Raw genomic sequence first — 342 nt, 5'->3', positions numbered from 1 at the left:
CGTCAGGAAGCGTACTGGCTTGACACCTTCCAAGGTGAACTACCTGTACTGGATCTCTCTACTGACTTTGCCCGCCCAGCGGTGCAGAGTACGGCAGGGGATACGATCGAATTTGTACTAGAGCATGAGGTTAGTGAACGCCTGAAAGAACTGGCGGCACAAACCGGCGCTACTCTGTATATGGTGTTGTTGGCGGCGTACACCACGCTCTTACACAAATACACAGGCCAAGAGGACATCGTCGTTGGCACGCCGATTGCCGGACGACCGCATGCCGAACTGGAGAGTCTGGTCGGTGTATTCATCAACACGCTGGCGATGCGCAATTATCCGTCCAGCGAC

The 342-nt window shown here is 55.0% G+C and carries 1 protein-coding gene; it reads left to right on the top strand.

All coding sequences use genetic code 11. The features are described from left to right. The coding region (locus HFD99_RS25070) for a condensation domain-containing protein (RefSeq protein ID WP_167441077.1) at window positions 1–342 on the top strand (342 nt) is incomplete at both ends.

Source organism: Paenibacillus sp. EKM301P (genome assembly GCF_011800295.1).
Taxonomy (GTDB): Bacteria; Bacillota; Bacilli; order Paenibacillales; family Paenibacillaceae; genus Paenibacillus; species Paenibacillus polymyxa.
This window is presented reverse-complemented; position numbering and strand designations above follow the sequence as displayed.